24 protein-coding genes are annotated in these 26069 nt (G+C 71.5%); 13 read left to right on the plus strand and 11 right to left on the minus strand.

Annotated features, from left to right (window positions below):
• The first annotated feature begins 219 nt into the window (after positions 1 to 219).
• Positions 220 to 2967 (plus strand): pyruvate dehydrogenase (acetyl-transferring), homodimeric type, encoded by a 2748-nt coding sequence (gene aceE / locus LG396_RS28940; protein WP_225797023.1) that lies wholly within the window; start codon positions 220 to 222, stop codon positions 2965 to 2967.
• A 209-nt stretch (positions 2968 to 3176) separates the two neighbouring features.
• On the opposite strand, the gene LG396_RS28945 is transcribed toward aceE, so the two are convergent.
• The gene (locus LG396_RS28945) at positions 3177 to 4199 is read right to left on the minus strand and encodes an aldo/keto reductase (RefSeq protein WP_225797024.1); all 1023 of its coding nucleotides are present in this window, start codon (positions 4197 to 4199) and stop codon (positions 3177 to 3179) included.
• Positions 4187 to 4600: a MerR family transcriptional regulator gene (locus LG396_RS28950; protein ID WP_100302686.1), complete on the minus strand. Its 414-nt coding sequence runs from the start codon at positions 4598 to 4600 to the stop codon at positions 4187 to 4189. The genes LG396_RS28945 and LG396_RS28950 overlap by 13 nt, the downstream gene beginning before the upstream one ends.
• 86 nt (positions 4601 to 4686) lie before the next feature.
• On the opposite strand from LG396_RS28950, the gene LG396_RS28955 reads away from it, so the two are divergent.
• Positions 4687 to 5526 (plus strand): serine hydrolase domain-containing protein, encoded by an 840-nt coding sequence (locus LG396_RS28955; protein ID WP_225797025.1) that lies wholly within the window; start codon positions 4687 to 4689, stop codon positions 5524 to 5526.
• Positions 5527 to 5560: 34 nt separating this feature from the next.
• On the opposite strand, the gene LG396_RS28960 is transcribed toward LG396_RS28955, so the two are convergent.
• Both LG396_RS28960 and LG396_RS39445 read right to left on the minus strand, forming a co-directional pair.
• On the minus strand, positions 5561 to 5998 hold the full coding sequence (locus LG396_RS28960) for a hypothetical protein (protein WP_225797026.1): 438 nt from the start codon (positions 5996 to 5998) through the stop codon (positions 5561 to 5563).
• A 68-nt stretch (positions 5999 to 6066) separates the two neighbouring features.
• Positions 6067 to 6189: a hypothetical protein gene (locus LG396_RS39445; RefSeq protein ID WP_263979706.1), complete on the minus strand. Its 123-nt coding sequence runs from the start codon at positions 6187 to 6189 to the stop codon at positions 6067 to 6069.
• Between the two features lie 270 nt (positions 6190 to 6459).
• Here LG396_RS39445 and LG396_RS28965 point away from each other — a divergent pair, with 270 nt between their 5' ends.
• On the plus strand, positions 6460 to 7311 hold the full coding sequence (locus LG396_RS28965; protein ID WP_225797027.1) for a helix-turn-helix domain-containing protein: 852 nt from the start codon (positions 6460 to 6462) through the stop codon (positions 7309 to 7311).
• A 30-nt stretch (positions 7312 to 7341) separates the two neighbouring features.
• On the opposite strand, the gene LG396_RS28970 is transcribed toward LG396_RS28965, so the two are convergent.
• Complete coding sequence (locus LG396_RS28970) at positions 7342 to 7932, minus strand: DUF6879 family protein (protein ID WP_225797028.1); 591 nt, start codon at positions 7930 to 7932, stop codon at positions 7342 to 7344.
• A 154-nt stretch (positions 7933 to 8086) separates the two neighbouring features.
• Here LG396_RS28970 and LG396_RS28975 point away from each other — a divergent pair, with 154 nt between their 5' ends.
• Positions 8087 to 8260, plus strand: a complete 174-nt coding sequence (locus LG396_RS28975) for a hypothetical protein (protein WP_165440292.1) — start codon at positions 8087 to 8089, stop codon at positions 8258 to 8260.
• Between the two features lie 10 nt (positions 8261 to 8270).
• Here LG396_RS28975 and LG396_RS28980 read toward each other — a convergent pair whose 3' ends face one another.
• Positions 8271 to 8708: an ATP-binding protein gene (locus LG396_RS28980; RefSeq protein WP_225797029.1), complete on the minus strand. Its 438-nt coding sequence runs from the start codon at positions 8706 to 8708 to the stop codon at positions 8271 to 8273.
• An 89-nt stretch (positions 8709 to 8797) separates the two neighbouring features.
• On the opposite strand from LG396_RS28980, the gene LG396_RS28985 reads away from it, so the two are divergent.
• Both LG396_RS28985 and LG396_RS28990 read left to right on the plus strand, forming a co-directional pair.
• Positions 8798 to 9613, plus strand: coding sequence for a helix-turn-helix domain-containing protein (locus LG396_RS28985; RefSeq protein ID WP_225797030.1), 816 nt, complete (start codon positions 8798 to 8800; stop codon positions 9611 to 9613).
• Complete coding sequence (locus LG396_RS28990; RefSeq protein ID WP_225797031.1) at positions 9610 to 9822, plus strand: DUF397 domain-containing protein; 213 nt, start codon at positions 9610 to 9612, stop codon at positions 9820 to 9822. The genes LG396_RS28985 and LG396_RS28990 overlap by 4 nt, the downstream gene beginning before the upstream one ends.
• A gap of 122 nt (positions 9823 to 9944) precedes the next feature.
• Here the strand turns inward: LG396_RS28990 and LG396_RS28995 are convergent, their stop codons facing one another.
• Together LG396_RS28995 and LG396_RS29000 are read right to left on the minus strand one after the other, a co-directional pair.
• Complete coding sequence (locus LG396_RS28995) at positions 9945 to 10472, minus strand: hypothetical protein (RefSeq protein WP_225797032.1); 528 nt, start codon at positions 10470 to 10472, stop codon at positions 9945 to 9947.
• Between the two features lie 230 nt (positions 10473 to 10702).
• On the minus strand, positions 10703 to 12223 hold the full coding sequence (locus LG396_RS29000) for an alpha/beta hydrolase (protein ID WP_225797033.1): 1521 nt from the start codon (positions 12221 to 12223) through the stop codon (positions 10703 to 10705).
• 303 nt (positions 12224 to 12526) lie between these two features.
• Here LG396_RS29000 and LG396_RS29005 point away from each other — a divergent pair, with 303 nt between their 5' ends.
• Both LG396_RS29005 and LG396_RS29010 read left to right on the plus strand, forming a co-directional pair.
• Positions 12527 to 15298, plus strand: a complete 2772-nt coding sequence (locus LG396_RS29005) for an ATP-binding protein (protein ID WP_225797034.1) — start codon at positions 12527 to 12529, stop codon at positions 15296 to 15298.
• An 83-nt stretch (positions 15299 to 15381) separates the two neighbouring features.
• Entirely contained in the window at positions 15382 to 15750 is a 369-nt protein-coding gene (locus tag LG396_RS29010) for a YciI family protein (RefSeq protein ID WP_018838991.1), read from the plus strand.
• Between the two features lie 56 nt (positions 15751 to 15806).
• Here the strand turns inward: LG396_RS29010 and LG396_RS29015 are convergent, their stop codons facing one another.
• Entirely contained in the window at positions 15807 to 16394 is a 588-nt protein-coding gene (locus LG396_RS29015; RefSeq protein WP_225797035.1) for a TetR/AcrR family transcriptional regulator, read from the minus strand.
• 107 nt (positions 16395 to 16501) lie between these two features.
• Here LG396_RS29015 and LG396_RS29020 point away from each other — a divergent pair, with 107 nt between their 5' ends.
• On the plus strand, positions 16502 to 17422 hold the full coding sequence (locus tag LG396_RS29020; protein WP_225797036.1) for an NmrA family NAD(P)-binding protein: 921 nt from the start codon (positions 16502 to 16504) through the stop codon (positions 17420 to 17422).
• A gap of 39 nt (positions 17423 to 17461) precedes the next feature.
• Here the strand turns inward: LG396_RS29020 and LG396_RS39830 are convergent, their stop codons facing one another.
• Entirely contained in the window at positions 17462 to 18415 is a 954-nt protein-coding gene (locus LG396_RS39830) for a DUF3710 domain-containing protein (RefSeq protein WP_225797037.1), read from the minus strand.
• 504 nt (positions 18416 to 18919) lie between these two features.
• Here LG396_RS39830 and LG396_RS29030 point away from each other — a divergent pair.
• The 4 genes from LG396_RS29030 to LG396_RS29045 all read left to right on the plus strand — a co-directional run bounded on the left by LG396_RS29030 (position 18920) and on the right by LG396_RS29045 (position 24486).
• Entirely contained in the window at positions 18920 to 19945 is a 1026-nt protein-coding gene (locus tag LG396_RS29030) for a UDP-glucuronic acid decarboxylase family protein (protein ID WP_225797038.1), read from the plus strand.
• Positions 19946 to 20065: 120 nt separating this feature from the next.
• On the plus strand, positions 20066 to 21940 hold the full coding sequence (locus LG396_RS29035) for a glycosyltransferase family 2 protein (protein WP_225797039.1): 1875 nt from the start codon (positions 20066 to 20068) through the stop codon (positions 21938 to 21940).
• A 47-nt stretch (positions 21941 to 21987) separates the two neighbouring features.
• Positions 21988 to 23010, plus strand: coding sequence for a UDP-glucose 4-epimerase GalE (galE, locus tag LG396_RS29040; protein ID WP_026276535.1), 1023 nt, complete (start codon positions 21988 to 21990; stop codon positions 23008 to 23010).
• 66 nt (positions 23011 to 23076) lie between these two features.
• On the plus strand, positions 23077 to 24486 hold the full coding sequence (locus LG396_RS29045; protein WP_225797040.1) for a UDP-glucose dehydrogenase family protein: 1410 nt from the start codon (positions 23077 to 23079) through the stop codon (positions 24484 to 24486).
• On the opposite strand, the gene LG396_RS29050 is transcribed toward LG396_RS29045, so the two are convergent.
• The gene (locus LG396_RS29050) at positions 24426 to 26036 is read right to left on the minus strand and encodes a right-handed parallel beta-helix repeat-containing protein (RefSeq protein WP_225797041.1); all 1611 of its coding nucleotides are present in this window, start codon (positions 26034 to 26036) and stop codon (positions 24426 to 24428) included. The genes LG396_RS29045 and LG396_RS29050 overlap by 61 nt on opposite strands.
• Between the last annotated feature and the right edge of the window lie 33 nt (positions 26037 to 26069).

Consider the following 26069-nt stretch of genomic DNA (forward strand, 5'->3'; position numbering starts at 1 on the left):
GACCAGGGGGCGCAGTCGCCCGGGTTGCCTGCGGGTACGCTGGCGATCAGCCTGTACTGCCCCTCCACGGCGGTCCCGGTGGAACCTCGGTGGAGGGAATGCAGGGTTACCAAACAGTAGAGATGACGTGGCCGCAACCGCGGTGGACGATGGGAATCAGCGCGAGACCTCTCATCCGCGAGCAGTCCGATTACCGATACGTACAAGCAAAGGGGCAGCGTGGCTTCCGGATCCGATCGCAACCCGATCATCATTGGCGGCCTTCCCAGCCAGGTCCCGGATTTCGATCCCGAGGAGACCCAGGAGTGGCTCGACTCGCTTGACGCGGCGGTCGACGAGCGCGGCCGGGAACGGGCCCGCTATCTCATGCTCCGCCTCATCGAACGCGCCCGCGAGAAGCGTGTGGCCGTTCCCGAGATGCGCAGCACGGACTACGTCAACACCATCGCCACCAAGGACGAGCCGTTCTTCCCCGGCAACGAGGAGATCGAGCGGAAGGTCCTGAACGCGACCCGCTGGAACGCGGCCGTGATGGTCTCCCGGGCGCAGCGCCCCGGCATCGGCGTCGGCGGCCACATCGCCACCTTCGCCTCCTCCGCGTCCCTGTACGACGTGGGCTTCAACCACTTCTTCCGCGGCAAGGACGACGGTGGCGGAGGTGATCAGATCTTCTTCCAGGGCCACGCCTCGCCCGGCATCTACGCCCGCGCCTTCCTCCTCGACCGCCTGAGCGAGGCGCAGCTCGACGGCTTCCGGCAGGAGCACTCCAAGGCCCCGCAGGGCCTGTCGAGCTACCCGCACCCGCGGAACATGCCGGACTTCTGGGAGTTCCCCACCGTCTCCATGGGCCTCGGCCCGCTCGGCGCCATCCACCAGGCGCGGATGAACCGGTACATGCACGCCCGCGGCATCGCCGACACCTCGAACTCGCACGTGTGGGCCTTCCTCGGCGACGGCGAGATGGACGAGCCGGAGTCGCTGGGCCAGCTGTCGCTGCCCGCCCGCGAGGGCCTGGACAACCTCACCTTCGTGGTGAACTGCAACCTCCAGCGGCTCGACGGCCCGGTGCGCGGCAACGGGAAGATCATCCAGGAGCTGGAGTCGTACTTCCGCGGCGCCGGCTGGAACGTGATCAAGCTCGTCTGGGACCGCTCCTGGGACCCCCTGCTGGCCCAGGACCGCGACGGCGCCCTGGTCAACAAGCTGAACACGACGCCCGACGGCCAGTTCCAGACGTACGCCACCGAGTCCGGCGCGTACATCCGCGAGCACTTCTTCGGCGACGACCTGCGGCTGCGCAAGATGGTCGAGGAGATGAGCGACGAGCAGCTCCTCCACCTCGGCCGCGGCGGCCACGACCACCGCAAGGTCTACGCCGCCTTCGAGGCAGCCGTCGCGCACAAGGGCCAGCCGACCGTCATCCTCGCCCAGACGATCAAGGGCTGGACCCTCGGCCCGAACTTCGAGGGCCGCAACGCCACGCACCAGATGAAGAAGCTCACGGTCGAGGACCTCAAGCGCTTCCGCGACCGGCTGCACCTCCCCATCCCGGACAAGGACCTGGAGGACGGCCTCCCGCCGTACTACCACCCGGGCCGGGACTCCGAGGAGATCCAGTACATGCACGACCGCCGGCAGGCCCTCGGCGGGTACGTGCCGACGCGCGTGGTGCGCTCCCAGCCGCTGAAGCTGCCGGACGACAAGACCTACGCGGCCGTCAAGAAGGGCTCCGGCACCCAGTCGATCGCCACCACGATGGCGTTCGTCCGGCTGCTGAAGGACCTGATGCGGGACAAGGAGATCGGCAAGCGCTTCGTGCCGATCGCCCCGGACGAGTACCGCACGTTCGGCATGGACTCCTTCTTCCCGAGCGCCAAGATCTACAACCCGCTGGGCCAGACGTACGAGTCCGTGGACCGCGAGCTGCTCCTCGCCTACAAGGAGTCGCCCACCGGCCAGCTCCTGCACGACGGCATCTCCGAGGCCGGCTGTACGGCCGCGCTGACCGCCGCCGGCACGGCGTACGCCACCCACGGCGAGCCGCTGATCCCGGTCTACGTCTTCTACTCGATGTTCGGCTTCCAGCGCACCGGCGACCAGTTCTGGGCGATGGCCGACCAGCTCGGGCGCGGCTTCGTCATCGGCGCCACCGCCGGCCGCACCACGCTCACCGGCGAGGGCCTCCAGCACGCCGACGGCCACTCCCAGCTGCTGGCGTCGACGAACCCGGCGGCCGTGGCGTACGACCCGGCGTTCGGCTTCGAGATCGCCCACATCGTGCAGGACGGTCTGCGGCGGATGTACGGCTCGTCGCCGGAGCACCCGCACGGCGAGGACGTCTTCTACTACCTGACCGTGTACAACGAGCCGATCGTGCACCCGGCCGAGCCGGAGAACGTCGACGCCGAGGGCATCGTCAAGGGCATCCACAAGCTGTCCCCGGCGACGGCGGGTCAGGTCCCCGCGCAGATCATGGCGTCCGGCGTGGCCGTGCCGTGGGCGCTGGAGGCCCAGCGGATCCTGGCCGAGGAGTGGGACGTACGGGCCGACGTGTGGTCGGCCACCTCGTGGAACGAGCTGCGCCGCGAGGCCGTCGAGGCCGAGCGGCACAACCTGCTGCACCCGGAGGAGGAGCAGCGGGTGCCGTGGGTGACGCGGAAGCTCTCGGGCTCCGAGGGGCCGTTCGTGGCGGTGTCCGACTGGATGCGGTCCGTACCCGACCAGATCGCGCGGTGGGTGCCGGGCACGTACCAGTCGCTGGGCGCCGACGGCTTCGGCTTCGCCGACACCCGCGGCGGGGCGCGGCGGTTCTTCCACATCGACGCGCAGTCGATCGTGGTCGGCGTGCTGACGGAGCTGGCGAAGGAGGGGAAGGTGGACCGCTCGGTGCTGAAGCAGGCGATCGACCGGTACCAGCTCCTCGACGTCGCGGCGGCCGACCCTGGCGCGGCCGGCGGCGACGCCTGACACCTCCCGCTCGGGGGCGGGCCGGTGGCCCGCCTTCGCGCGGTGGACTGGGGCATGAGCGCGGGCCCGGGGCGTACGAGACTTCTCGTACGCCCCGGGCCCGCGGTGTGCGATGGGCGCAGGGTGGCGTGGGAAGGCCGGACGGATGACAGATGTCAGCATCCGTCATCTGATGATTGACATCTGTCGCCCGGAGGACGTCAGCGCTCCTACTCCCTGCCTGCCGACGTGAAGTTGACGTCCGCGTGCCGCGGGCCCGCGACCTGCCCGGCCAGCGGCTCCAGCAGCGCCCACTCCGCCTCCGTCAGCTCGATCGCCGTCGCCGCCGTGTTCTCCTCCACCCGCGACGGCTTCCGCGTCCCGGGGATCGGCACGACGGCCATCCCTCGCAGCGCGGCCTGCCCGTGCACCCACGCGAGCGCGATCTGCGCCGGCGTGGCCCCGCGCGCCTCGGCGATCTGCCGCAGCGGCGCGAGCAGTTCCGCGTTCTTCGCGCCGTTGCCGCCGGTGAAGCGCGGCATCGTGCGGCGGAAGTCGTCAGCGGTCAGGTCGGCGTCGGCGTCGACGAACGAGCCGGTGAGGAAGCCGCGCCCGAGCGGCGAGTACGGCACGAAGGCCACACCCAGCTCCTGCGCCGCGGGCACCGCCGTGCGCTCCACGTCGCGGCTGAAGACCGACCACTCCGACTGCACGGCCGCGATCGGGTGCACGGCGTGCGCCGCGCGCAGCTCGGCGCCGGTGACCTCGCTCAGCCCGAGCCCGCGCACCTTGCCCTCCTGGACCAGCTCGGCCATGTAGCCGACGGCGTCCTCGATGGGCACCCGCAGGTCGCGGCGGTGCATGTAGTACAGGTCGATGGTCTCCACGCCGAGGCGGCGCAGGCTGGCCTCGATGCAGGAGCGCAGATACGGCCGGTCGTTGCGGATCACGCGCTTCTGCGGATCCCCGGGGTCGGTGGAGAGCGAGAACTTCGAGGCCAGCGTGACGGCGTCGCGGTTGGCGCGGATGAAGGGGGCGATGAACTTCTCGTTCTCGCCGTCGCCGTACATGTCGGCGGTGTCGTACAGGGTGACGCCGAGTTCGAGCGCGCGGTCCAGGGTGGCGCGGGCGGCGTCCGCGTCGGTGGGCCCGTACGCGAAGCTCATGCCCATGCAGCCGAGTCCCTGGACGCCGACCCGGGGGCCGTCGGTGCCGAGGGGGACGGTGGCGATGGGGGTGTTCACGGAGTGCACTGGGATGATGCTCCCTCGTAGAATTCGATCTTGAAGTCGAGGACGGCGAGGGTCGTCCGCAGATCCTCGATCTGCTGCCGGACCACCTCGCGGTGCTCGCGGAAGAGCTGGGTGCGCTCGGGCATGGTCTGGTCCCCGGCCCGTACCAGCTCGGCGTAGCGGACCATGTCGGCCACGGGCATGCCGGTGAGCCGGAGCTTGCCGATGAGGTCGAGCCAGTCGAGGTCGCCGTCGGTGTAGAGGCGCTGCCCGGTGTGCGAGCGGTGTACGCCGTTGAGCAGCCCGATGCGCTCGTACCAGCGCAGGGTGTGCGCGCTCAGCCCGGTGTACGAGGCGACCTCGCTGATGGAGTAGTGATCTTGGCCCACGGGGCGCACCCGGGCCGCTGCGGTCAGGCTCATTGCCGGCTCCCCACTCTCGACGCGTCGAAGCTACTTGCTTGGAGTGCACTCCAAGCAACAAGATATGCCCGGGTTAGGCTCGGCGCATGGACAGCCTGCTTGTGATCGACTCGTGGCCCGTCGAAACGGCGGCCGCCGCGGCCCTGCGCGCCGACGGCTCGCTCGCCGGGACGCACGGCCCGGTGGACCACCGCTTCTACCTGGCGTCGGTGACCAAGCCGCTGGTGGCCTACGCGGCACTGGTGGCCGTCGAGGAGGGCGCGATCGAGCTGGACGAGCCGGCGGGCCCGGAGGGCTCGACCGTCCGGCACCTGCTTGCGCACACCTCCGGCCTCGGCTTCGACGAGCACCGCGTGATGGCCCCGCCCGGCACCCGCAGGCTGTACTCCAACGCCGGCTTCGAGGCCCTCGGCGACCACCTGGCCAAGGCCACGGACATACCGCTGGCGGAGTACGTGCGCGACGCGGTCTTCGCGCCCCTGGGCATGGCGGCGACGACCCTCGACGGCTCGCCCGCGCACGCGGCGACGTCGACGGTGGCGGACCTGGCGCGGTTCGCGGCCGAGCTGCTGGTGCCGCGGCTGGTCTCGGACGAGACGCACGCGGAGGCGACGTCGGTGGCGTTCCCCGGCCTGAAGGGCGTGCTGCCCGGCTACGGGCACCAGAACCCGAACGACTGGGGCCTGGGCCTGGAGATCCGCGACGGCAAGTCCCCGCACTGGACGGGGGCGTCGTCCTCCCCGCAGACGTACGGCCACTTCGGCCAGTCCGGCACGTTCGTGTGGGCCGACCCGGAGGCGCCCACGGCGGCGGGCCACGGGGCGGCGTGCGTGGCGCTGACGGACCGGCAGTTCGGCGAGTGGGCGACAGAGGTGTGGCCGCCGTTCACGGACGGGGTCCTGGCGGAGCTGGCCGCGGGGAAGTGACCGCTGCCGCCGCGCGGTCGGCGGCGGGGGACGGTCAGCGGACGAGCCGAAGGGCCTGCTTCGTCTGCTCGGCGTCGTCGAGGGCGAAGGTGCCGGTGTGCAGGACGTCATGGCCGTACATCGGTGCGGCGAGTTCGATGCTGCGGCCCGACCGGAGCCGCCAGCCGGCGTCGGTGAGGTCGAGGCGGGGGCCGGAGCCGCCGATACGGGCGGACCAGCCGGTGCAGATCACCCAGCCGGCGCAGGCGTTCTCGTGTCCGCCGCGGGAGCCGTAGAGGCCCTGGGGGTGGTGGTCGGCGGCGACGGCCAGCAGGTCGGGGTGCTCCAGCTCGGGCACCGGCAGGATGCCGACGACGGCGGTGGTCCCGAAGTGGCCGGTGGTGGTGTAGGCGACCAGGCAGCGGCGGTCGGGCCAGCGGTGGGTGAGCGGGAAGACGGTGACGCGGCCGGTGCCGGTCTGCTCGCTGCCCATGGCGCTCCTGTCGCTCCGTGTCGGCCCCCGCGGCACCGTAGCCGCGGGGACTGACATTTCCTGACATCTCAGCGGTGCCCCGGGGACGGGTTGCCGCCGCCTCCGTCGCCGTCCTCGATGTCGGTGTTGTCGTCCTCGTCCCCCGGGTCGGCCCGGGCGGCGGGGGTGGCGGCCGCCATCGGAAGGGTCATCGTCGGGTGCCTCCTCTCAAGACCGCCCCGGACCGCCCGGGGCGGAGATCGAGTCAGGTTCTGAATGCACAGCAACGTAGGAAGCAAGGGACCCCGGGGGCTATCGCGGTTGCGCCAAGTTGCTTGACTCGTCTGCCGGGTTGCGGGAAGTTGTGAGGAAAACTGCTGCGTCCCCGCATCCGTGCCCAGGCCCGAGATGCGGCGATGCACTACGCCGTCCGATACGAGCACTTCGCGGCGCGGCCGGCCGGGGAGTAGGAGCATGAGCCGGTGAGCACGGACTATCAGAAGGCTCGCGAAGCACTCGGGACGAGGCTTCGAGAGCTGAGACTCTCGGCCCCTGGAGGCCGGCTCACCGGCACACAGCTCGCCGACCGGCACGGCTGGAACAAGTCAAAGGTCAGCAGGCTGGAGAACGGGCGTCAGACGCCTACCTCCGACGACCTGCGCCGGTGGGCAGACGCAACGGGACATCCGGACGCCTACGAGGAACTCCTGGCCCGACTGCGCGGCTTTGAGTCCCACATCCGCTCGTGGCGGCGTCAACTGGCTGCCGGGCACAAGGCGGTGCAGGACACACACCTCAACGCCCACGCGGCGGCAACCGTGTTCCGCGGGTGGGAATCCTCCATGATCTTCGGGATTCTCCAGACCCCGGACTACGCCCGGCACATCTTCACGCGATACGCGGGACTCCAGCGCTCCCCGCGCGACACCGAGGAAGCGGTGCGCTCCCGCGTGAAGCGGCAGGAGGCGCTGTACGACTCCTCGAAGACCTTTCGGCTCCTCCTGTGGGAACCCGCTCTCCACGCACTCGTGTGCCCGCCCGCGGTCCTCGCCGCCCAGCTCGACCGCCTCGCCGGCACAGTGGGGCTCGACACCGTGGAGCTGGGGATCATCCCGCTTTCCGCGCCGCTGAAGATCCCCGCGGCCACGGCCTTCTGGTTGTACGACGACCGGGAAGCGATTGTCGAGAACTGGCACGCCGAGCTGTGGATCGACGATTCGGCCAGCGTTGACACGTACCTGCGGACGTGGCGGACTCTCCGCGAGTCCGCGCTGTACGGGCCGGAAGCCCACCGGGTCATCGCCCGCGCCCGGAGCATGCTCAGCCCGCCGTGACGACGAGTCGCCGGATGGGACTGGCGTGCTCTATGCCTCTTGGCCGGCGAGCTGCTCGGCGAACCGCTTGTACGGCGTGGCGTAGTGCAGCGCGATGTCACGGAGCCGGTTGTACTGGTTGACGCGTACCGGCTCGGTGATCAACTCGGCGCCGGTGAGCTGGTAGTCGGTGTCGAAGAGGCACAGGGCGACGGTCTGCGAGTCGAAGATCCAGAAGTCTTCCGGCGGCAGATTCACACGCTCGGCGTCCGCCCGCCACATGTTGCGGACGTCCTCGCCGAGCTCGGCGTTCTTCTCGGAGTACGCCAGCAGGAAGCGCTGCCCGGTGGTGGGCGGGTTGTCGAGGATCCGCACCCGGCCGACGTATGCGCCGTCCCGGGTCTTGGCCCTTATCGTTCGGCACCAAGGGGTGTCGAGATCCCACGTGGGCCGCCGCCCGGCGGTGAACTGCGCCCAGTCGTCGCCCTCTTCGTCGACGGCATAGCGACGGCGCATCTCCAGGTGCCACGCGGAGTGCTCGAAGTCCTCGAAGAGGCGGGCGAACCGGTCGGGGTCGAGGATGCGGGGCCCCCGGTCGAGGTGCGGGCGCCCGGTGCCGGTGAAGCGCAGTCGTCGGGCCATGGCGTGGTCCTTTCCTGGGGTCGGATCAACCCAGTATCACCACCCTGTGCACCCTCCACTACACCGTGCTACCGCCCTTCGTTGGAAGGGACAGGGACCGCTGTCGGTGGCCGGGGCTAGGCTGGTGGGTGAGTGATGTGGAGGGGGAGAGACGATGCTTTTCGGGTTCGGCAGTGCGTTAGAGAAGTTGGTCACGGTCGCGGGCGTGGTCGTCGCGGCGGTGGCGGTGGTGAAGCTGGCCGAGGAGACCGAACCGGCCGACGCCGAGGCGGCGGCGGGCGCGGCAGGGGACGACGCGCCGGAGGACGCCCGGCCCGCGGAGGCGTAAGGCGGCCCGTTTACGTTCCGGGCGGCAGCACGTCGTGCAGCTCGAACCAGACGGTCTTGCCGATCCCGTACGGCCGCGGATAGGCGCCCCACCGCGAAGCCAGCGCCGCCACCAGCGCCAGCCCCCGGCCCGACTCGTCGTCGGGCCCGGCCTCGTGCGGCGTGGGCAGCTCGCCGTCCCCCGCGTCGGACACCTCCACGCGCAACCCGCCGTCGCCCAGCACGCAGCGGGCGGCGATGTGCCGCCCGCGCGGGGCGCGGGCGTGGAGGCACGCGTTGGTCAGTAGTTCGCTCACCAACAGCACGGCGGTGTCGGCTGTTTCGGGCGGCAGCTTCCACTCGCGCGCCTGCTCGGCGAGGAGAACACGGCCGCGGGCGGGGCTGCGGCGGCTCGTCGGCAGCCGCCACACGACGTCCGGTGGGAAGGGCGTGGGATCTTTGAGGTTCACCTCTCACAGAGTGGTTGCCGCTCGCTACTGTGAGTAGGGGCACGGGGGGTCGATTGCCCTCCGTACCCCTCAACGGCGAGGTGAATGCGGTGACTACGCTCGAAAACTCCCAGCCCCCGGTGCAGTGGCGGTACTGCGGCAACCAGACCAAGCGGTGGCGCACGCGGGCGGGCGTGAGCCGCGAGGAGCTGGCGACGGAGGCGGGGTACGCCTACGACACCGTGAAGATGATGGAGCAGGGTCGTCGCCGTCCGACGCCGCGGTTGTTGCAGGTGGCGGATGAGATGTGCGATGCGCAGGGGATGTTGGTGGCTGCGCTGGGGTACTTGCAGCCGGAGAAGTTCGCGTCGTACTCGCAGGAGTTCATGTCGTACGAGATGGAGGCTGTCTCTCTGATCTGGTACGAACCCCGATACATCCCGGGTCTGTTGCAGACGGAGGAGTACGTCCGGGCGGTGCTGTCAGCGTTCGTGCCACCGCTGGAAGAGGAGACGTTCGAGCAGCGAGTAACGGCCAGGCTGGAGCGACAGAAGCTGCTGGGAATCCTGAACCGCTCGTTCAGCTTCGTCATCGAGGAGGCGGCGCTGCGATGCCGCTTCGGCGGTGCAGAAGCCTACGAACGGCAGTTGCGCAGGCTGCTGGAGACCGCCGAGCAGCGCAACGTCACCGTGCAGGTGATGACCGCCGACAGCGGCATCCATCCCGGCTTCCGAGGGCCGTTCGTCATCGTGGAGACACCGGAGCACGAGCATCTCGCCTACGAGGAAGGCCAGACAGCGGGAGTCCTCTACGCTGATAGGGAGAAGGTCAGCACCGTGATGCGTCGCCATGACATGATCGCCCGCGAGGCCCTGTGCCCGCGGGACTCCCTACGGTTCATCACGAAGCTCCTGGAGGAGCGATGAATGACGAGCTCGACTGGTTCAAGTCCAGCTACAGCAACGACGAAGGCGGCGCCTGCGTCGAGGTAGCCCCCGCCCCGGGTGCCGTCCGCGTCCGGGACTCCAAGGACCCCCACGGCCCCCACCTCTGCTTCACCCCCGAAGCATGGTCCGCCTTCGTCACCCACGCCGCCGCCACAGCGCCGCCCCTGCCGAAGTACTCGGCGGGGTAACGCTGATCGTGCCGTTCTGTCTCCGGGTGCGATGCCCCGGCGGTGTGCATAGGGCGAGTTCCGCCTCTGCGAGCGCGGCCTTGTCGCGATCACGGCCGGCAGTCGTCCCGGAAGCGTGATGCTCAGCGGTCGCTGCGGCGAGCGAGCAAAGCGTTTTGGTAGCTACCGAGGTCATCTTTGAGGACGGTGGACAAGCCGGGGCCGTAGACGCGGTCGCCGTAGAAGACTCGGCGTATGCGGTCGGTGAGGCCGCGCGGAACCTGGGCGCCTGGAAGGGTTTCGTCGATGGCTTCGTGGAGCAGCTCTCGCAGCTCGACGAACTTCTCGTAGACGGCCTGGGAGAAGAAGACGCCACCCTCGAGATTGAACTCGTTGAGATCCCGTGCGTACTGCTCGGCCCATTCACGGGTCTTGTCCTGGTGAGTGAGGGTCCAGTTCGTTTCGTATCGAACAGGTATCTTCCAGAATTGGGGATAGAACTCGATCCTCTTCTTGATGATCTCTTGGACCTGCGCCTGAACCACTGCGTTGTGGGCCTGAACGACTGAGTTGCGGCTGGTCCGAACTGCGGCGCGAACCGTCAGCAGCGTTCCGAGGACGGATACGACTGCGGCGATGAACGCGACGGCTGCCGGGGAGTTCAAATCCATGCGCTACTTCTACCTGTACGGCTCGGTGAAGCCAACTTTCCCCGTGCACATCGTGACTCACGGACAGAGCCGCCTTTACCCGTCTTTACCCGCCGCCGACCGGCTTGCCCTCGGCGTCGAGGCATACGGGCTCGGAGACCCCAGCTGCCGACGAGGCCGCTGCTCCGCCGGGTGTGTGGGGGCGTGCGCGTCGCACCGGCCCGGCGGGGCGGGCGGGCCGGTGCCGGCGGTCAGGGTCGGCAGGTGCGGTCGGTCTCGGGGAGGGGGGCGCCGGCGAGGTAGGTGTTGACGGCTTCGTCGGCGCAGGGGACGGGGTTGTTGCCGCTGACGGCGTTGGCGTAGACGCCGTGGCTGCGGAGGTCGACGTTCAGGAGGCGGGAGCCGCGCAGTGCGCGGTGCAGGGCGACGCCGCCCGCGTACGGGGTGTTGTTGTCGCGGGTCGCGTGGAGGACGAGGACGGGTACGTCGTTGCCGATGGCGGTGCCGGTGTCGCCGGGTGCGACCGGCCAGAAGGTGCAGGCGGAGATGGCGTTGGCCTGGGGGCCGAAGACCGGCTGGGTGGCGCGGCTCTGCTGGGTGGCGCGCCAGTAGGCGTCCGTGCCGGCGGGCCAGCCGCCCGCGGGCCAGCCGCCGTCGGCGCACATGGTGAAGGACGGGACGGAGAACAGTTCGTCCGCTTCGGGTGAGCCGAGGAGTTGCAGCCACTGGGCGAGCACCGGGTCGGGCTCGACGGCGTGGCCGTCGGCGGCGTCCTTGAGGTTGCGTACGATCCGCGCGAGCGCCGGGTCGGACTCCTCGTACTGCAGCAACTGGTGGGTGATCAGCCGTAGTCGGCTCGCGTCCGCCGTGTGGTCGCCGATGGTGAGGGGGCGGCGTTCGGCGCGGGTGACGAGCCGTTCGACGGTGGCGCGGACGCGGGGGGCGGTGCGGCCGAGGCGGTACGTGCCGTGGCGGGCGGCGGTCCAGGCGGCCCACTCGTCGAGGGCGGCTTCGGCGGCGGGGCCGGTGGCCTGGAACAGCTCGTACTGGGTGAGTGAGGGGTCGGTGCCGCTGTCGAGGACGATGCGGTCGGCGCGGCGGGGGAAGAGCTGGGTGTAGACGGCGCCGAGGTCGGCGCCGTAGGAGACGCCGTAGTACGAGAGCGAGGGTTCGCCGAGGGCGGCGCGGACGGCGTCCATGTCGCGGGCGACGTTACGGCTGGTGGCGTGGGGCAGGAGCGCGGTGTTGCCCGGGGGCTGTCCGCAGCGGTGTGCCATGTCGCGGGCGGAAGCGGCGGTCGCGTCGAAGACCTGCCGGCGGGTACCGCTGACGGGGGCGGGCGGTGCGGCGGGCGGGGTGCAGGCGAGGGGGGTGCTGTCGCCGAGGAAGCGGGGGTCGAAGCCGATGAGGTCGTAGCGGTCGGCGACGTCGCCGAGGACGGGGCGCAGCGAGAGGGGGTAGTCGAGTCCGGGACCGCCGGGTCCGCCGGGGTTGGCGAGGAGGATGCCGCGGCGTTCGGCGGGGGCGGCGGTGGCGCGGATGCGCGACACGGCGATGTCGACGGTGCGGCCACGGGGGGCGGCGTGGTCGAGAGGCACGGCGAGCTTCCCGCACTCGGCACCGGCTTTCGCCAGCTCGGGGTGGTGTGCGGCGGAGCAGGGGCGCCAGTCGATGCGCGGGCGGGGGTCGGGGGGTGGGGCGGCGGCGGAGAGGGAGGCGGAGAGGGCGGTGGCGGCGAGCAGGGCGAGGGAGATGAGGGCGGGTCTGCGCATGGTGCTCCTGGGAGGGCTGTACGACGGCGGCTTCCCCGGGCGCGCCCGGTGGCGCCGGGGGCGGTGGGCCGACCCCCGAAACTACGAGCCCCCCGCACCCCGCGACCATCGGGCCAACTACCGGACCCCACAGGGGGATAACCCCCGCCGACGGGCCGCCGAGGGCGCCTCGCCCCGTGGCTACGGCTCGTCCGCAGGCGGTACGCGCGGTCACGCGGCTTGAGGCCCCGGGCCGGGAGGGTTGCCAGGGCCATGGGCCTGGTGGGGCGAACGGGTTCGCAAACCGCGGGCTAGGGTGCCCGCATGGCACTGGTGGGGAGGGGCGTCGAGCAGGCGCGGGTGCGGCGGCTGCTGGCGGATGCGCGTGGCGAACGCAGCGGGGCGCTGGGGCTGCGGGGCGCACCGGGGATCGGGAAGTCGGTCCTTCTGGACCACGCCGTGTCGATCGCCGAGGCCGAGGGCATGCGGGTGGTCCGCGGTGCCGGGATCGAGTCCGACTACGAGCTGGCGTACGGCGGCCTGCACCAACTCCTGTTTCCGCACCTGGACCGGTTGGACGCCCTGCCCGCTCCCCAGGCGACGGCGCTGCGTTGCGCTTTCGGCCTGGCCGAGGGGGACGACGCCAACCGGTTCCTGATCTCCGCCGGCATCCTGTCGCTGCTCGCCGATCTGGCCGAGGAGTCCCCGCTGCTGTGCGTGGTCGATGACCTGCAATGGCTCGACCAGGGTTCCGTGGAGGCGCTGTTGTTCGCCGCCCGCCGCTTCGTGGCCGATCCGATCGCGGTGCTGTTCGCGGTGCGTGAGACGTCGGTGCCGTCCGTGCTCGCGGGCGTCGAGGTCGTGGATCTGTCCGGCCTCGCCGCCCCCGATGCCGCCAGGCTGCTCGACGGCCACGCACCGGAACTCGCCGAACGGGGGCGGGCCAGGGTTCTCGCGGAGTCCGGCGGCAATCCCCTGGCGATCATCGAGCTCGGCTCGTCGCGGCTCGCGGCCGGCGACGTCGACGAGTCCGACCCGGCCGAGCAGGTCGGCCCGCTGCCGGTGACCCGCCGCGTGCAGGAGGCGTTCCGCCACCAGATCGTGGAGCTTCCCGACCGCACCCAACGCGCGCTTCTGGTGGCGGCGGCCGACACGGCGGCGCCCCTTGCGACGATCCTGCACGTGGTCGAATCCCTCGGTGGCGCCGCCGGCGACCTGGCGCCCGCCGAACGCGACCGGCTGGTCCGGATCGACAGCCGGATCACGTTCCGCCACCCCCTGGTGCGGGCAGCCGCCTACCAGGACGCGCCGCTGCACCGGCGGATCGAGGTGCATCGCGCGTACGCCGAGGCGCTGCGCGCGGACGCCGACGCCGACCGCCGGGCCTGGCACCTCGCTGCCGCCGCCACCGGACCCGACGAGGCGGTGGCGGTCGAACTCGAGGGCGTGGCGGAGCGGGCCTGGCACCGGGGCGGCGCGATGGCGGTGTGCGCCGCCTACGAACGCGCCGGGCGGCTCAGTGCCGACCGGGAGCTGAAGGCCCGGCGTATCGCCCGCGCCAGCCAGGCCGCGTACGACGCGGGCAAGGCCGACCGCGCCGCCCGGCTGGCGGCCGAAGCGCTCGCGCTCACCGCCGACCCCGGCGTCAGGGCCGACGCCATCTACACCCGTGGCGCCGTGGAGTACGAACGCACCTCGCCGCGGGCCGACGCGGAGTTGACGCTCGACGCCGCCGCGTTGGTGCGCGGCACCGATCCGGAGCGCGCCGCGCTCACGCTCTACGAGGCCGCGCACGCCGCCCGGCACGGGGCGGCGCACGACCTCCTGGAGCGTGCGGCTGTTCTGATGCGCGGGTTCACCCCGCCGGAGCACTGGGCACCCGTTGTCGCCGCCCTTCTCGGGTGGGCGGAGCTTTTCGCCGGACGTCCGGAGACGGCCGTCGGCCCGATGCGCGAACTCCACACCGCCGCACCCGATGGCGGGCACGACCTGATGCATCGCATCACCGCCGGGTTCGGCGGGCTCATGATCGCCGACGACGACGGCGTCGTCGCCGGGACCGAGGACATGCTGGCCGCGGTGCGGGCCTCCGGGGCGTTGGGATGGGTCCCGTACACCCTGAACGTGCTGGCCGTGGCGCGGCTGTTGCGCGGCGAGTTCGCGGACGCCCGCGCGTGTGCGGCGGAAGGCGTTTCCGTCAGCGACGAACTCGGGAACACGACCGAGAGCCTGGCCCACCGGTCCGTGGAGGTGTGGTTGCACGCCGTGTCGGGTGACGAGGCACGCTGCCGGGCGCTCGCCGAGGAGGTGCTCCCGCGGGCGCGGGCCCGGCACCGGGTCAATGCCGAGATCGCGGCCTGGGGTCTCGGGATGCTCGACCTTTCCGCCCGGCGGTTCGGGGACGCGCTCGACCGGCTCGAGCGGGTGTCCGAGGGTCCCGCGGGCCGCGACCTCCTGGTGCGGGCGGTGCCGGATCTGGTGGAAGCTGCCGTGCGCGCCGGCACGCCGGATCGCGCCCGCGGACCGCTGGCGGCTTTCCGGCACTGGGCCGGGCACGTCGACCGGCCGGTCGCCACCGGACTCGCCCTGCGGTGCCGGGCCCTGCTGGCCGACGACGCCGACGCCGATGCGCTGTACGCCGAGGCGCTGCGGCTCCACGAGCGGCACGGCGGCCCCTACGAGCGCGCCCGCACCCAGCTGGTCTACGGCGAGTGGCTGCGGCGCCGTCGCCGCCGTGCCGAGGCCCGCGGCCATCTCGCGGCGGCGGTGTCCGCGTTCGAGCGCCTCGGTGCGCGGCTCTGGGCCGAGCGTGCGCGCGGCGAGCTGGCCGCCTTCGGCGAGCGGGGCGACGAGCCTCGGCGCAGCGGCCCGCTCACCCTGTTGACCCCGCAGGAGCTGCAGGTCGTACGGCTGGCCGCCGGCGGTCGCACCAACAAGGAGATCGCCGCACAGCTCTTCCTCAGCCCGCGGACCGTCGGCCACCACCTCTACAAGGCGTACCCGAAGCTCGGCGTCACCGGGCGCGCGGGGCTGGCCCGCCTCGTCCGGGGGCCGGAGCCGGTCGCCGGCTTCCCGGACACCGGTCACGATGACTGATACGTCGGCGGGGAGCCGCGCCTAGCGTTGCGGGCATCCAGGCAGCGGCCGCCGGCCGGCGCCCGTACGACGAGGAGACGACGATGACGAAGTACTTCCTGAGCCTCCCGCACGACTCCGCCGAGGAGCCGACGATGGAGAGCATGGACCCCGCGGAGCTGCAGGAGGTCATTGCCGCGGTCGGTGCGTTCAACACCGCCGTTCAGGAGGCGGGGGCGTTCGTGACCGCCGGGGGCCTCCAGCCGCCGTCGAGCGCGACCACGGTGGACTACTCCGGAGACACCCCCGTCATCACACCGGGCCCGTTCGTCAAGGCCGACGAGTACCTCGGCGGCTTCTGGATCATCGAGGCCGAGAACGACGACGTCGCGCTCGAATGGGCCAAGCAGGGCTCGCGGGCGCTGCGCAGCAGGGTCGAGGTGCGGGCCCTCCAGGAAGAGCCCGGTGCCTGACGATCCGTGACGGGCAGCCGGGCTGCCGGGCTGCCGGGCTGCCGGTGCCGCGGGGGTCATGTCCCCGGGCGCGCTTCACGGCGCTGTGGGCCGAGGCCCGTCACGGCCAGGTGGAAGAGGCGGGTCGCCTCGGGGGCCGGGTCGGGGTGGTGTTCCGTGGCCAGGGTGATGCCGACGATGAGGGTGATCAGGTCGGCGACGGTGGCGTCCGGTGTCACCGCGCCGTCCTGTACGGCCCGTTGCAGGAGCGGGTCCGCCGCTTCCTCCAGCGCGGCCGCGCAGGAGTTGCCGCGTACCGGGTCGGTGCCGGCGGTGTCGTAGGACAGGGCGGCGGCCAGGCCGCGGGCGGTGACGCAGTAGGCGACGACGTCGTCGAGCCACCGCAGGAGGGCTTTGCGGCTGTCGGGTTCGGCGGCCAGGTCGTGAGCGCGCCCGCGGAGGGTTTCGATCCGGTCGCGGGAGACCGCCTCCAACAGGGCGCGGCGGGTGGGGAAGTGGCGCCGTACGGTCGCGGAGCCGACGCCCGCGGTGCGGGCGATCTGTTCCAGGGAGGCGTTCGCGCCCTGCGCGGCGACCTCTTCCGCGGCGACGGCGAGGATGCGCGTGTAGTTGCGCCGGGCGTCTGCGCGCTGGGTGCCGGGCATGGCGTCTCGCCTCCGGGTTTACGAAGCGGCGGGGTCCGCCGTATCGTACCCGGAGGCTAACCGGCGGGCCCCGCCGTTTAACCTCCGGCCCGTACCCGAGGAGCGCCATGCCCGCAGCTTCCGCACCCGTCCTGGTCACCGGCGCCACCGGCAGGCAGGGCGGCGCCACCGTCCGCGCCCTGCGGGCGGCGGGGGTTCCCGTCCGCGCGCTGGTACGGGACCCGGGCGGCGACCGGGCCCGCGATGTCGCGGCGCTCGGCGCCGAGTTGGCGGCCGGCGACCTCCGCGACCGCGACTCCGTGATCCGGGCCGCGGCCGGCGCCCGGGCGGTGTTCTCCGTACAGATGCCGGCCGTGACCGCGGACGGCTTCGACTTCGACGGCGAGGTGGCCCAGGGCGTGAACCTCATCGAGGGCGCGCGGGCCGCCGGGGTCCGGCAGTTCGTGCACTCCTCGGTCACGGGCGCCGGGCAGCACACCGGGACCCCCGGCTGGGCGGAGGGGCGCTGGGCGGTGGCGGCCAGCCTGGCCGCCAAGGCCGCGGTCCAGGACCGGCTTCGGGCGGCCGGGTTTCCGCGCTGGACGCTCCTCAAGCCGGGCACGTTCATGGAGAACTTCCTTCCCTCCATGGGGTTCCTCTTCCCGCGCGGCGTCGAAGGCGGCCTGGTGAGCGTCCTGAACCCGGGGACGCGGCTCTCCCTGGTGGCGGTGGACGACATCGGCCGCGCGGCGGCGGCGGCGATCGCGGCACCGGAGCGGTTCGACCGGGTCGAGCTGGAGTTGGCGAGCGACTACCTGTCGATGACGGAGATCGCCGAGGTCCTCTCGCGCGTCCTCGGTACGCACCTGCCCGCACCGGAGATGACGGCAGAGCAGGCCCTCGCCGCGGGCATGCCGCCGATGGGCGTGACGCACGAGTGGCTGAACACGGCAGGCCAGCCCGGCCGCCCCGAGTACGCGAGGGCCCTGGGCATCCCGCTCACCGACTTCAACCAGTGGGCCCACCACCACCTGCCGACCGAATTCTGAATCCCCTGGCCGCCCGGTTGCCGCCAGGCGCTTGCGGGCTCACTCCTCGGCGCCCTCCGGATCCCGCAGATCGACCACCGTGTGGGTGAAGAGGAAATGGATCCTCGCGTCGATGATGTCCGACATGGCTCCCGCCCCGGACATCATTCCCCTGAGAATCCACCCGGGGCCGTCACAGCCGACGAATTTCAGCTCCACCGTCTTTCCGTCCCCGGCACGGGGCATACGCGCCATAACCTCGGGGCCGAGAGCGTGAGTTGCCTCTTTCGCCTCGCCACCCTCGGCCACGGCGTTCGCCATGATGCCCTGCCGGGAGGAACGCCACGTCTTGCCAGTCGATCCGACTTGGAACGCCTGGAGCACAAACCTCACGCCGACGAGCTTCGCGGTTGCGCCCAGAGTGCTGTCCTCGACCCGGTAGGGCAGGATGTCGACTCCCGGTATACGCGGCACCCGCAGGGTCCCGACGGCGGTCCGACCGACGTCCGAACTCCAGGATTCCGAGACGTCCCACGGCCCGTACTCGCCGTCGCGTACCCGGGACTCCGTCATGAGCCCGCTCTCCAGAATCCGTCGGCACGCGGCTTCCGCCCGCTCCAGCAGATCGTCAACGTCCGCGGAGGACATACGGCGGGCACCCACCAGCCCGTCGAGGAGGCGGAAGCACCCCTCCCAGGTCATTCCTCCCGGCAGGTCGAGGCGACTCGCCCGCACCAGGTCCGCGCGCAGCAGTGCGGCCAGGTCGCCGACATCGACATGCTCCAGTCCCCGCGTGTGCGCGACGGCCCCGGCCAGCACCCTTTCCACACCGTCGCCGTCGGGAAGTCCCCCCAACTCGTCCGAGACTGCGGTGTGAACGGCGAGGGCAGCGAGCATTCCGGGTGTGACGCGACGCCATGACCACTGGCGCTCGCCCGGGAGGGAGGCCCGGGGCCCTCCTTCGGTTTCAAGGTGCCGCAGAATCTCCCTGACCTGCGCCGCCGATTCCGACACGACCAAACTCCTCACCTGCTGAGCTGGTTGCGGGCCGGCGGCCGGCACCTGCATTTCCGCTGGTCAGCTTCTTCACGACCGGTTCTTGAGTGTAGGCGGGAGCACGGTGCCGTGGGGCCGGAACGATTCCGTCGGCCGCCGGGGTCACTCGGGCCGGTGCCGGTGAGTCGAGCGCAGCGTCCGGCGTCCGTGCCGGCGGCGGGAGGGCTTTCCGGGACCGGCGACGCGCAGGGGGGCGTTCACACGCGGGGGTGAGTCGGGGGTGGGTGGGGTGGTGGGGCGGGTGCGTTTCTTTGGGCGGTGATCGCGGCGGTGGGCGCGCGCCCGCGTACGGCTGATCGGCCCAGTGGAGCCCCGCACCTTTTGAGGCAAATCTTACTTATGCCCATATGCTTTTTCTGCGGTTCACCGAGAGCCGTCTCCGTCCGGAAACTCCCCTGCCACGAAAGGGGCGGTGGGTCCCCCGCTCCCGGAGCCGCGTCTTCTTGACCCGTGGAGAACAACATGCGCGTTGCCGTGACCGGTGGCGGCGGGTTTCTGGGGTCGCACCTGTGCGAAGCACTGCTGCGGCGTGGGAATTCCGTGGTGTGCCTGGACAACTTCTCGACCGGCAAGCCGGAGAACATCGCACACCTGAAGGCGTATCCCGCCTTCGAGTTCATCCATACCGACGTCAGCACCGCGGCGGACGTTCCGGGCCGGCTCGATGCCGTTGCGCATCTCGCGAGCCCCGCGTCGCCGCCCGACTATCTGCGGTGGCCCCTGGAGACGCTGGCCGTGGGCAGCCGTGGCACCGAGAACTGCCTCCGCCTCGCCCGGCGCCATGGCGCCCGCTTCGTGCTGGCCTCGACCAGCGAGGTGTACGGGGACCCCCTGGTCCATCCGCAGGACGAGGGCTACTGGGGGAACGTCAACCCCGTCGGGCCGAGAAGCGTGTACGACGAGTCCAAGCGGTTCGCCGAGGCGCTCTCTGCCGCCTACCGGCGCACCCACGGTGTGAACGTCGGCATCCTGCGCATCTTCAACACCTACGGCCCGCGCATGCGCCCGCAGGACGGCCGCGTGGTGTCCAGCTTCATCACGCAGGCCCTGAGCGGCGAGCCGCTGACGATCTACGGCGACGGAAAGCAGACGCGCAGTTTCTGCTTCGTGGACGACCTGGTCCGCGGCATCGTCGCGATGCTCGACTCGCCCGAGGGCGGCCCGTTGAACCTGGGGAACCCGGCGGAGCGGACCGTCACGGAACTCGCCGAACTCGTCCTGGGAATCACCGGTTCCACGTCGGAGCTGCAGTACCACCCGCTGCCCGTCGACGACCCGGCCCGCCGCCGCCCGGTGATCACCCGCGCGCAGGACCGGCTCGGCTGGTACCCGGACGTGGGGATCGAGGAGGGGCTGCGGCGGACCGTGGAGTGGTTCGCCGCCCGGCCCCGGGACGTGGCGGCCGGCGCCGCGGCGATCAGGGGCGGCCAGGAGGACGGCGCCCGTGCCGTCGGGGCCGCAGGGCCGGCCGCCGAGAGCGGGCTCTGACGCGCGCGTAAGGCCCGGAACCGCCGGCATGCCGGCGGTTGTGGCCCGAGCCACTTTCGATCAGGGCGGCCGTAATCCCCTCGCGCCGCCGCGCCGAAACGACTCCCGGAGCACGTTCCCATGACGCAGGCCGAGCCAGGGCTCGCAGGCCAGGCTGTGGCGACCGGTGGGCCCCGCACGGACACCGCCGACACGCAGCAGGACCTGAGTGACCGGATCTTCGCACTCTCGGACGGCAACGTCGTTCGCCTCTCCCCCGACGGCCCCGCGTTCGGCCGGCCCTCACGGTCGCTGCGCACCCGGGCCACCAGCTTCGTCACCGTGCTCTCCCGGGCCGACCAGGCGAAGGTGGCGACGCTGACAGCGGGCTGGCTGCTCTGCCTGGTCTGGTTCTGGTCATGGTGGCTGCAGCCCGCGCACCGGATCGGCTGGCCGGGGCTGATCGTGAACAGCGTGCTCCTGATGTACCTGACGCTCATGCCCCTGCACTTCCTCGTCCCGGTCCTGCGCCTGCGCAGATTCCATCCGCGGATCGATGTCCCGCGCGTGCGCACCGCGTTCGTGGTGACACGCGCGCCGTCGGAGCACTGGGAGATGGCCCGCGGCACGCTCCTGGCGATGCTGGCGCAGGACTTCCCGTACGCGTACGACGTGTGGCTCTGTGACGAGGACCCGTCCGCAGAGGTCCTGCGATGGTGCGCGGCGAACGGGGTGCGGGTGTCGTGCCGGCGCGGTCAGGCGGATTACCACAGGGCCGCCTGGCCGCGCCGGACGCGCTGCAAGGAGGGCAATCTCGCCTTCTTCTACGACCACTGGGGGTACCGCTACTACGACGTCGTCTCCCAGCTCGACTGCGACCACGTCCCGCACCGGAGGTATCTGACCGAGGTGGTCCGGCCGTTCGCCGATCCCGCGGTCGGATACGTGGCCGCCCCCAGTGTGTGCGACGCCAACGCGGCCGCCTCGTGGTCGGCCCGCGGGCGCCTGCACCGGGAAGCCATGTTCCACGGCGCCGTCCAGCTCGGCCACTCCGCCGGACTCGCCCCCGTGTGCATCGGCTCCCACTACGCGGTGCGCACCCGGGCCCTGCGCGACATCGGGGGCATCGGCCCCGAACTGGCGGAGGACTTCTCCACCGCCTTCCTGCTCAACTCCGCGGGATGGGAGGGGGCGTTCGCCATCGACGCCGAGGCGCACGGCGACGGGCCGATCACCTTCGCGGCGATGGCGACTCAGGAGTTCCAGTGGTCGCGCAGCCTCGCGGTGATGATGATGGGCCTGGTGCCCCGGCACCTGGGCCGGATGAGCGGGTTGCTGCGTGCACGCTTCCTGCTCGCGCTGTCGTACTACCCGCTGCTCGCACTGACGTCGACGGTCGGACTCGCGCTGCCCCCGGTGGCGGCCGTCACCGGGCTGCCGTGGATCGACGTGAACTACTTCGAGTTCCTCGGCCACTTCTGGGCGATGACCGTGTGGATGGTTCTCCTGGCCGTGGTGATGCGTCGCCGCGGCCTGCTGCGTCCCCGGGACGCACCGGTCGTGAGCTGGGAGAACTGGCTGTTCAGCCTGGCCCGCTGGCCGTTCGTCGTCTGGGGTGTGAGCACGGCCGTACTCCAGCGGCTGCGCCCCAGGACGGTCGTCTTCAAGGTCACGCCGAAGCGCCGCGCCGGCCTGGAGCCCCTGCCCCTGCGTCTCGTCGCCCCCCACCTCTTCGTCGCGTGGGTGCTGACGGCCGCGGCCATCACCGGCGAGCTGACCGGCCCCGCCGCGGGGTACGTCTTCCTCTGCCTCGCCGGTGCCGTGTCGTACCTCCTGGTCACCCTGGCGGTCGCCTGGCTGCACGTCCTCGAGACGGCCAGGGCTGCCGGGGTGCGCTTCCACCGCGCGCTCCGGACGGCCGGCCCGCCGTTCCTCGCCGGCGGCCTCCTGCTGCTGCCGCTCACCTGGGCCATCTCGATGTACCCGGTCTACCTGACGGGCGTACTCGACTGGTGAGACCGGCTCCGCCCCCATCCCGCAACGACGTCGAAAGAGGTTCTCCCATGTCAGCAACAGTGCTGGTGACCGGCGGCGCCGGGTTCATCGGCAGCCACACGTGCGTGGAACTGCTCGACCACGGCTACGACGTGGTGGTGCTCGACGACCACTCCAACAGTTCGCCCCGCGCCCTGGAGCGGATCGCCAAGGTCGCCGGCCGCCCGGTCACCGCGGCGTACGAGAGCGACCTGCGGGACCGGCGCGCGCTGTCGGCGGTGTTCGCCGCCCACCCCGTCGACGCGGTGATCCACTTCGCCGCGAAGAAGGCGGTCGGCGAGTCCGTGGAGAAGCCGGTCGAGTACTACGACACCAACGTCGGAGGCACCACCGCGCTCCTGTCCGCCATGCGTGAGCACGGTGTGCACCGCCTGGTGTTCTCGTCGTCGTGCTCAATCTACGGCGACGCCGCCAAGGTGCCGCTGGCCGAGGACGACCCGGCCGGCCCCACCAACCCGTACGCCACGACGAAGTGGCTCTGCGAGCAGGTCCTGGCCGACGTGTGCCGACGGCTGCCGGAGATGAGCGTCCTCGCGCTCAGGTACTTCAACCCGGTCGGCGCGCACCCCAGCGGCCTGCTGGGCGAGGACCCCCGCGGGGTGCCGAACAACGTCATGCCGTTCCTGACCCAGGTCGCCGTCGGGCGGCTGCCCCGGCTCCGCGTCTTCGGCGACGACTACGCCACCGCCGACGGCACCGGGGTCCGCGACTACATCCACGTGATGGACGTGGCCGACGGCCACCGCGTCGCTCTCGAACACCTCGACGACGACACCGGCATGCGCACCTTCAACCTCGGCACCGGCGCGGGCACCTCGGTCCTCGAACTCGTGGCGGCGTTCTCCCGCGCCTGCGGCAGACCCGTCCCGTACGAGGTCACCGCGCGGCGGCCCGGTGACGTGGCCGCGCTCGTCGCCGACCCGGGCGCCGTGGCCCGGGCCTGGAACTGGGCCACGACCCGCGACCTCGCCGCCATGTGCCGCGACGCATGGGCGTTCCAGGAGCTGAACCCGTCGGGCTATCCCGACTGACCACATCTGCAGCCATCGGTGTTTCGGCGGTTCAGGAGCCAGAAGTCAGACAGACAGGGGTAACGCATGCGATTGACGGTCATCGGTACGGGATATCTCGGAGCCGTGCACGCCGCGTGCATGGCGGACATCGGGCACGAGGTCCTCGGCGTCGACATCGACGCCGGGAAGGTCAGGGCGCTGGCCGAGGGCCGACCACCCTTCTACGAGCCCGGTCTGCACGACGTACTCACCGCGAACGTCGGCTCCGGCCGGCTGCGGTTCACCACCTCGCTCCGCGAGGCCGCCGACTTCGGCGAGGTCCACTTCGTCTGCGTGGGCACACCCCAGCGGCGCGACTCGCCGGCGGCGGACCTGCGCCACGTCGACGCGGTCATCGACTCACTCGCGCCGCATCTGCACCGCCCGTGCCTGATCGTGGGCAAGTCCACCGTGCCGGTCGGCACGACCGCCCGGCTCACCGCGCGGCTGCGCGAACTCGCCCCCGGCGTCGACACCGAGGTCGCCTGGAACCCCGAGTTCCTCCGGGAGGGCTTCGCGGTCCAGGACACCCTCGAACCGGACCGCCTCGTGGTCGGCACCGATTCGGACCGGGCGGACGAGACGCTGCGAGCGGTGTACGCACCCATGCTCCGGGCCGGCGTCCCGTACGTCGGCACGGATCCGGCGACGGCGGAGCTGGTCAAGGTGGCCGCCAACTCGTTCCTCGCGACGAAGATCTCGTTCATCAACGCCATGGCCGAGGTGTGCGACGCGGCCGGGGCCGACGTGGTCACCCTCGCGGACGCCATCGGGCACGACACCCGCATCGGCCGGCGCTTCCTCTCCGCCGGCCTCGGCTTCGGCGGCGGCTGTCTCCCCAAGGACATCCGGGCCTTCGCCGCCCGCGCCGGGGAACTCGGCGTGGGCCGGGCGGTGGCGTTCCTGCGGCAGATCGACGAGATCAACATGCGGCAGCGCAGGCGCACCGTCGCGATCGCCAGGAACCTGGCCGGCGGCACGTTCACCGGCCGCCGGATCGCGGTCCTCGGCGCGACGTTCAAGCCGGACAGCGACGACGTACGCGACTCACCCGCCCTCGCCGTCGCGGCCGCGATCCACGACCGGGGCGGCGAGGTACACGTCCATGACCCGCAAGGGGTGGACAACGCCCGGGCGGTCCTGCCCGCCCTGCGGTACGCCGCCGACGCGGCCGCGGCGTGCCGGGGCGCCGACCTGGTGCTGCACCTGACCGAGTGGGGCCACTACCGCGACCTCGATCCGGCCGCACTGGCGACGGTCGTGCGCACCCCGAAGATCCTGGACGCACGCAACAGCCTCGATGCCGACCGGTGGCGCACCGCGGGCTGGTTCGTGCGGGCGCTCGGCCGGCCCGCCCCGGCCCTCGGCCGGCAGCCGGCGCGGGTCGTCATCCCTCACGGCTCCGGCTGCGCCGCTCCGGCCGACGGCGACCCGCTGAGCCTGTCCCCGAAGTAGTCCACCGGACCCGGGTCGACACCGATCGCCTCCAGGTCCACCGCGCCCGCCACCCCGGCGGCGCACGTCGGCACCATCCTGGCGGCCCCGGACACACTCGTGACCGGGGCCGCCGCCCCCGGGAGGCAGGGGTCCTCCGTCGTCCCCGTCGCAATATTGCCGAGGATCTCCTGGCCCGTGCCCATACGCCACCCGCTCAGCCCGTCGTACGACCCGGCACCCCACTCCACCGTCCACTCTCCGGTGCTGAAGTAGCTGTTGCCCTGGAACCGCACCGCCGTCGGCTTGTACGCGGCGGACGAGGCGACCAGCGGCACCCCGTCGGTGACGAAGATGTTGTTGCGCACCGTGGCATCCCTGAGTCCCTCCTGCAGACGGAGGGCCGGGGGCCGAACGGCTCCGTTGGCCGCCTGCACCACGGTGTTGTGGTAGATGTCCACATTCTTGATCCTCTTGCCGTACGCCACGATGGCGCCGTACAGGGAGAACTTCCGGGAGTCGCTCCCGCTGAGGTTGAAGCGGACGGTGTTGTCCTTCTGCGCACCGTTGTCGGCGGCCGAATAGACCAGGTAGCCGGGGCCGTCGTTGCGGTAGGACAGGTTGTACTGAAGGACCGACGAGGACACGTTGTTGTCCAGGCCGAACCCGCCCCCGTCCGAACGCGAGCCGGTGTGGTTGGCGTACGAGACGCTGTTCTCGATGACCATGCGGGTCGAGTCGTAGGTCCAGATGCCCTCCGGCCCTTCCACGGCCCTGGCGGACGACCTCGCCCCGTTGTCGTGCGCGACCGCCCGCTGCACCCTGCCCCCGTGGACACTGCCGAGGACGATGCCGCTGCCGGTGTTGCGGCCGTGGGCTCGCGGATCGCCGTCGTTGCCGAAAGCCCTGACGCGGGACACGGTCACCCGCTCGTGGGCGTACGCCGGATCACGGGTATCGAAGTCCGGCCCGTACGTCGACAGACCGGCATCCTTGTTGTCACGCACCGTGGCGTCACTGATCCGTACGTCCCGGAATCCCGAGGTGGTGCCCTTTCCGGCGCCGATGCTGATGCCGGCCCTGAAGTGCGAGACCTCGACGCCGGCCACGATGACGTGCTCCAGTTTTCCGCCGTCCGGCACGTCGGCGAAGAAGTTGATGCCGGGCTTCTTCCTGAACGATGCCCTGTCCCCCACGAGGTTGAGGTCGCGGATCTCGACACCGGAGGTGTTGTGGACGGAGATCGCCGTCCCGCCCGTGCTCGCGATCGTGGCGCGCCCCCTGCCGTACGACTCGATCTTCACGGGTTCCTCGGCGCTGCCCGCGTCCTTCTCGCCGAGGGTCAGCTCGCCGCGGAACCGCGCTCCGGCCTTGAGCAGGAGCCGGTCCCCGGGCCTGAACCGCGCGTCGTCGGCGTGTGCGAGGGACCGCCAGGGGCGCTCGGGGGAGAGACCGTCGTTGCCGTCGTCGCCGTCCGGGCTGACGTAGTAGGTGTACCCGCCACCGGAGTTCTTGCCCGGCGGGGCATAGGGCTTGGGCAGTGCCTCGCAGCCGGAAAGGAGGAGGCCCACGAGAGCGGCCGACACTCCCGTCACGAGCCGGTG

Origin of the sequence: Streptomyces aculeolatus (assembly GCF_020400605.1) — a bacterium.
Lineage (GTDB): Bacteria > Actinomycetota > Actinomycetes > Streptomycetales > Streptomycetaceae > Streptomyces > Streptomyces aculeolatus.

Excerpts from the sequence above, each read along its gene's own strand:
- LG396_RS28955 (WP_225797025.1), top strand. The coding sequence starts at position 4,687 with ATGGACAGCCTGCTTGTGATCGACTCGTGGCCCGTCGAAACGGCGGCC.
- LG396_RS29015 (WP_225797035.1), bottom strand. The coding sequence starts at position 16,394 with ATGCCCGGCACCCAGCGCGCAGACGCCCGGCGCAACTACACGCGCATC.
- LG396_RS28950 (WP_100302686.1), bottom strand. The coding sequence starts at position 4,600 with ATGAGCCTGACCGCAGCGGCCCGGGTGCGCCCCGTGGGCCAAGATCAC.
- LG396_RS28960 (WP_225797026.1), bottom strand. The coding sequence starts at position 5,998 with ATGGGCAGCGAGCAGACCGGCACCGGCCGCGTCACCGTCTTCCCGCTC.
- LG396_RS29000 (WP_225797033.1), bottom strand. The coding sequence starts at position 12,223 with ATGCGCAGACCCGCCCTCATCTCCCTCGCCCTGCTCGCCGCCACCGCC.
- LG396_RS29030 (WP_225797038.1), top strand. The coding sequence starts at position 18,920 with ATGCGCGTTGCCGTGACCGGTGGCGGCGGGTTTCTGGGGTCGCACCTG.
- LG396_RS28995 (WP_225797032.1), bottom strand. The coding sequence starts at position 10,472 with ATGGATTTGAACTCCCCGGCAGCCGTCGCGTTCATCGCCGCAGTCGTA.
- LG396_RS29020 (WP_225797036.1), top strand. The coding sequence starts at position 16,502 with ATGCCCGCAGCTTCCGCACCCGTCCTGGTCACCGGCGCCACCGGCAGG.
- LG396_RS29010 (WP_018838991.1), top strand. The coding sequence starts at position 15,382 with ATGACGAAGTACTTCCTGAGCCTCCCGCACGACTCCGCCGAGGAGCCG.
- LG396_RS28990 (WP_225797031.1), top strand. The coding sequence starts at position 9,610 with ATGAATGACGAGCTCGACTGGTTCAAGTCCAGCTACAGCAACGACGAA.
- LG396_RS28970 (WP_225797028.1), bottom strand. The coding sequence starts at position 7,932 with ATGGCCCGACGACTGCGCTTCACCGGCACCGGGCGCCCGCACCTCGAC.
- LG396_RS29045 (WP_225797040.1), top strand. The coding sequence starts at position 23,077 with ATGCGATTGACGGTCATCGGTACGGGATATCTCGGAGCCGTGCACGCC.
- LG396_RS29005 (WP_225797034.1), top strand. The coding sequence starts at position 12,527 with ATGGCACTGGTGGGGAGGGGCGTCGAGCAGGCGCGGGTGCGGCGGCTG.
- LG396_RS39445 (WP_263979706.1), bottom strand. The coding sequence starts at position 6,189 with ATGACCCTTCCGATGGCGGCCGCCACCCCCGCCGCCCGGGCCGACCCG.
- LG396_RS29035 (WP_225797039.1), top strand. The coding sequence starts at position 20,066 with ATGACGCAGGCCGAGCCAGGGCTCGCAGGCCAGGCTGTGGCGACCGGT.
- galE (WP_026276535.1), top strand. The coding sequence starts at position 21,988 with ATGTCAGCAACAGTGCTGGTGACCGGCGGCGCCGGGTTCATCGGCAGC.
- LG396_RS28975 (WP_165440292.1), top strand. The coding sequence starts at position 8,087 with ATGCTTTTCGGGTTCGGCAGTGCGTTAGAGAAGTTGGTCACGGTCGCG.